We start from the raw sequence: 4,996 nt of genomic DNA, 5'->3' as shown, positions 1-4,996 counted from the left end.
GATAGCTTTAAATATAAAACATTTGTGTTTGACTATCTACATAATCTCCAATGCTTATAAATCTTTTATCAAGAATTCCATCAAATGGGGCTTTTATAACTGTTTCATTTTTCTGTCTTTGATACTCTTTTAATGTTGCTTCAGCTGAACGTAGTTGATTTAAAGCAATCTCCATATCTGTTTTAGCATTGTCAACTTCTTCTTTGGCTATAAGTTCCTTTTCAAACAGCTGTTTTCTTCTTTCATATATAGCTTTTTTATTCAAATAGTTTGCCCTAAGTTGCTCTATAACTGAAATTTGTGATTCTACTTGGTATTGTTCTTTTTCTGGTTGGATCATTGCAAGTGGCTGTCCTGCTTTGACATACTGTCCTTCCTCTACAAACAATTTTATTACTCTACCATTAACTTGTGGTTTTAAGGTTGCTGATGTTTTTGCTTGTAATGTCGCATTTGCTGTATAGATTATTGGAATTTCTTGAGATTTTAACTCCAAGACTTTTACAACCGGTGCAGGTTTTTGTTTTGGTTGTTCTTGTTTTTTAGGATTTATAGACTTGACTATAAATAACCCGACAGCCAAAATTGCTATGGCTATTAGTATTGGAATGATTTTATTTTTCATTTAAATCCTCTTTGACTGATTTATCAGTCATAATTATACGACAACGAAATAAATAGTGTCAAGGAGATGTATAAGTCATACCAGTTTGGGAAAATTCCGATTTATTTGAATTCATAATATCACAAAAGTATTGTAAAGGTGATTTTTTGTTTAAACTATGATGAGGTCTTTCTATGTTATACCATAGCATATATTGCAACATCTTTTTATTAAACTCATGAATATCTTCTAATTCACAATCTTCATAGTACATGACAAACTCTTCTTATAATGTCCTATTCATTCTCTCTACATATGCTTGTCCTTTTGGATATCTTGGATAGTTAAAATAATGTTTGTTTCTTTGAGAGCAAGAAGTCGGCGATTTTTATAGAATTTAAAAATGGATTCTCCTGACCATAGTTCTTGTTATGACAGGAGGAGATTCAACAATAAACTTTAGACATAGATGCCAACATTTGTCATTAATAAAGCTTTAATCTACTATGATACTAATATTTCGTAATTCTGCAGTCGTCGAATAATATCTTAATAAATCATTTTATCCAGTTTTTCTTTTTTCTCTCATCTTCTCTATATGAACTAATAATGCAGTAATTGCTGCAGGAGTAATTCCTTCTAATCTTGAAGCTTGTCCAAGGGTCATTGGCTTAAATTTGGTTAGTTTTTGAACTATCTCTTTTCTCAATCCTGCCACTTGGCTATAATCTATATCTTCCGGAATTTTTATACCTTCTAAGTATTTCATTTTTTCATTTAATTTTTCTTCTCTTTCAAGATAACCATCATATTTAACATTAATTTCTATCTCTTCTTGTATGTAATCGCTTTCCGGAACAGCAATTCCTATCTCTTTTAGCTTTTGAATATCAACTTCTGGTTTTTGTAAGTAAGTAAAAATAGAGACTTTTTTATCTCCATCTTTGATAAATGTTTCTTTGTATGTGTTTATCCAATTCCTAATTTCTTCTTCTGTTTCTTTGACAAATTTATACTCTTCTTCATTGAGCATTCCTATATTGTAAGCTTTTTGATATAGTCTTAAAATTGCGTTATCTTGTCTTAGATGTAATCTGTATTCTGAACGTGAAGTGAAGAGTCTGTATGGTTCAATTACACCTTTTGTCGTAAGGTCATCTATCATAACCCCGATGTATGCTTCATCTCTTTTAATTATAAATGGTTCATTTTTGCCAAGGGCTCTTAAAGCTGCGTTAATTCCTGCTACTATTCCTTGACCCGCAGCTTCTTCATAACCCGTTGTTCCGTTAAAGTTTCCTGCGTGATAAAGTCCTCTAATTCTTTTTGTTTCTAAGGTTGGATAAAGTTCTGTTGGCATTACAATATCATACTCTATGGCATATGCCGGCTTTAGCAAGACCACATTTTCAAGTCCTGGTATACTTCTATACATCTGCCATTGAATTTCTTCAGGCAATGATGTACTTAAACCGTTTGGATATATACTAATTCCATCTCTTGTTTCCGGTTCTAACCATACAGTATGCCTGTCTTTACCTTCAAATTTTACGATTTTATCTTCTATGGATGGACAGTATCTTGGTCCAATACCTGTGATGGCTCCGCCATAAAGTGCTGTTCTATGTAGATTTTCCTTTATGATTCTGTGAGTTTCCGGTGTTGTGTATGTAATATAACATGGTATTTGGTCTTTTTCTTTAAACCAATAAGAGCCTTTTGGCTCAGTCCAGAAAGAAAATTTAGGTGGTGGGTTGTCTCCCGGTGCTTCTTCAAGTATTGAAAAGTTTATTGTATTTTTGTCAAGTCTTGCAGGCGTACCTGTTTTAAATCTAAATAATTCAAAGCCAGCTCTTTTATAAAATTCAGGAAGTTTGGTAGATGGTTTTTCTTCCATTCTTCCAGCCGGAAATCTTTTATCTCCTATATGTATAAGACCGTTTAAAAAAGTTCCGGTTGTAACAACTACTGCTTTCGTTTTTATTTTTAAACCCTTATCTGTGATAACTCCATCAACTTCGTTTTTATTTTCTTTTAAAACTATGTCAATAACTTCATCTTCTATGACTGTAAGATTTTCTGTGTTATTAGTTTTATTAACCATATATCTTCTGTATTCTTCCTTATCTGCTTGAGCCCTTGGAGACCTTACAGCAGGTCCTTTCCTTGTATTTAAAACTTTAAATTGAATACCTGTTTGGTCTATGGCTTTTGCCATTTCACCACCAAGAGCATCAACTTCTCTAACTACAATTCCCTTAGCTATTCCGCCAATCGACGGATTACATGGCATTAATCCGATTTTTTCTTTATCGATCGTAATTAAGGCAGTTTTTGCCCCAAGCTTTGCAGAAGCTAAAGCAGTCTCAATGCCTGCATGACCACCACCAATCACAACTACATCATACTCTATATCGTAAACCAATTGAAACCTCCTATTAACTTGTTAAGCTTTTGTAATTCTGTTAAAATTATATCAAAATAATTTATGCTATTTTAAGTAGTTTGAAAGGAGTTTATCATGAAAAAAATTATTTTTTTATCTGGATTATTAACATCTTTAATCTTATCTTCTTGTGCTTCTAATGAAATTGTTATCCAGCCTAATGCACCTGTTAGTTTTGTAGCTAAAACAGAAAGAAAAGGAGATTATAGCTTTATCATTCCTTCAAACTTCCAGTTAATTGAAAATGAATCTCTTATATTTGAAAGTGAAAACATCTATCGAGCATATCTCATTTACAAAGGTGAAGGTTATATTCAAGATTTAGTTAATTTTTACGACAGAGAAATGCCAAAAGCCGGTTGGAAAAAAATTTCTGCTTTAATCGGCAAAGATGCAATTTTAGCATTTCAAAAGGATAATCAGATAATAGTAATTAAAATTCAATATGGATTAACAAACACATATCTTAGAATGCTGTTGACGAGGTAAAAGTTGAGGAAGCTATACCTGCCCCCGGAGTGGAGTAAACACAAAGGAACTTGGTTATCTTATCCACATAACCCCGACACATTTTTTGAGAAAATAGATAACGTAAGAGATAAATACACAGATATGGTAAAGCTTTTGTCCGAATGTGAAGAAGTTCATATAAATGTAAATGACGAAGAAATGGAAAATGATGTATTATCAAGATTAAAAGACAAAAGAGCAAATTTAAACAATGTATTCATACACAGATTCCCTACTAACGACGCATGGTGTAGAGACCATGGAGCTATTTTCGTTGTAGATAGAGATGAAAATAAACTTGTTGCACTTGATTTTAAATTTAATGCTTGGGGTGGAAAATATCCATACGAATTAGACAACGAAATCCCTAAGAAAATGGCCGAATATCTAAATGTTGAAAGAATAGAAATAGACATGGTTTTAGAAGGTGGTTCTATTGATGTAAACGGAAATGGCCTATTGCTTACTACCGAATCTTGTCTTTTAAATCCAAATAGAAATCCAAACATGTCAAAAGAAGAGATTGAAGAAAATTTAAAGTATTACTTTGGCGTTGAAAAAATACTATGGCTTAAAGAGGGTATAGTTGGTGATGATACTGACGGACATATAGATGATATCACAAGATTTATAAATGAAAATACCGTAATAACTGTAGTTGAAGAGAATCCAAATGATGAAAACTATCCTATTTTAAAAGAAAATTATGAAATGCTAAAAACATTTACGGATATAAAAGGAAATAAATTAAACATAATCACGCTACCAATGCCAGACCCTGTTTATTATAAAGGAGATAGACTCCCGGCAAGCTATGCCAATTTTTATATATCAAATAAATATGTTATTGTTCCAATCTTTAACTGTGATAAAGACAAAATAGCTTTAGAAATATTACAATCAGTTTTTACAGACAGAGCGGTTGTTGGAATAGATGCTTCTGATATAGTTGTTGGACTTGGCACATTTCATTGCCTGACTCAACAGATTCCATATGTATGATACGATGATAATATTAGAAAGAGTTTATATGTTTTTGTTAATTATAACTTTAGACCATTCCAAAAACAAATATCTTCATTCTGTAGCCGGAGAAGAATCTCCTACTTGTAAGGGTGTTCAAAAATTTCTGTAAATTTGCCTTTCCTTGTCATACTGAGGACGAAGTCCGAAGCATCTCTCTTTTGATTTTTAACTTCAAAAGAAAAAAACATGAGATCCTTCGCCGGCTGCAGAATGACAATTTTGATTTTTGTAAAGTCTTCCTACTTATTACTGAGTTTCTCATCCTGACATATTGTTAATATATTTTACCACTTTTGAGTTTCTACTTTCTTAACTCCTTTCGTTTTTATTCTTTTTTGATTTTTCTTAAGTCTAAAATCTTTCTCTGATATAAATATATACTTAGGAATATAATACATTGAACCTAAAAC

At 31.9% G+C, this 4,996-nt stretch carries 4 protein-coding genes and 1 pseudogene; 2 read left to right on the top strand and 3 right to left on the bottom strand.

Going from position 1 to position 4,996, the window contains the following annotated elements:
- Nucleotides 1-7: 7 nt before the first annotated feature.
- From SULYE_RS05815 to mnmG, 3 genes and pseudogenes are all read right to left on the bottom strand, one after another.
- Nucleotides 8-625 (bottom strand): efflux RND transporter periplasmic adaptor subunit, encoded by a 618-nt coding sequence (locus SULYE_RS05815; protein ID WP_007547472.1) that lies wholly within the window; start codon nt 623-625, stop codon nt 8-10.
- Between the two features lie 58 nt (nt 626-683).
- A pseudogene (locus tag SULYE_RS05810) lies at nt 684-962 on the bottom strand (integrase core domain-containing protein); the annotation flags it as partial.
- A 204-nt stretch (nt 963-1,166) separates the two neighbouring features.
- Nucleotides 1,167-3,029: a tRNA uridine-5-carboxymethylaminomethyl(34) synthesis enzyme MnmG gene (gene mnmG / locus SULYE_RS05805; RefSeq protein ID WP_007547470.1), complete on the bottom strand. Its 1,863-nt coding sequence runs from the start codon at nt 3,027-3,029 to the stop codon at nt 1,167-1,169.
- Nucleotides 3,030-3,125: 96 nt separating this feature from the next.
- Between mnmG and SULYE_RS05800 the strand changes: the two genes are divergently transcribed.
- Nucleotides 3,126-3,539: a hypothetical protein gene (locus SULYE_RS05800; RefSeq protein ID WP_007547468.1), complete on the top strand. Its 414-nt coding sequence runs from the start codon at nt 3,126-3,128 to the stop codon at nt 3,537-3,539.
- Nucleotides 3,540-3,542: 3 nt separating this feature from the next.
- A complete protein-coding gene (locus SULYE_RS05795) occupies nt 3,543-4,562 on the top strand; it encodes an agmatine deiminase family protein (protein WP_007547466.1) in 1,020 nt (339 codons plus the stop codon).
- Nucleotides 4,563-4,996: the final 434 nt, after the last annotated feature.

This window comes from Sulfurihydrogenibium yellowstonense SS-5, assembly GCF_000173615.1.
In the GTDB taxonomy this organism is placed as follows: Bacteria; Aquificota; Aquificia; order Aquificales; family Hydrogenothermaceae; genus Sulfurihydrogenibium; species Sulfurihydrogenibium yellowstonense.
This window is presented reverse-complemented; position numbering and strand designations above follow the sequence as displayed.

Coding starts and splice junctions, on each gene's coding strand:
- SULYE_RS05815 (WP_007547472.1), bottom strand. CDS start 625: ATGAAAAATAAAATCATTCCAATACTAATAGCCATAGCAATTTTGGCT.
- SULYE_RS05800 (WP_007547468.1), top strand. CDS start 3,126: ATGAAAAAAATTATTTTTTTATCTGGATTATTAACATCTTTAATCTTA.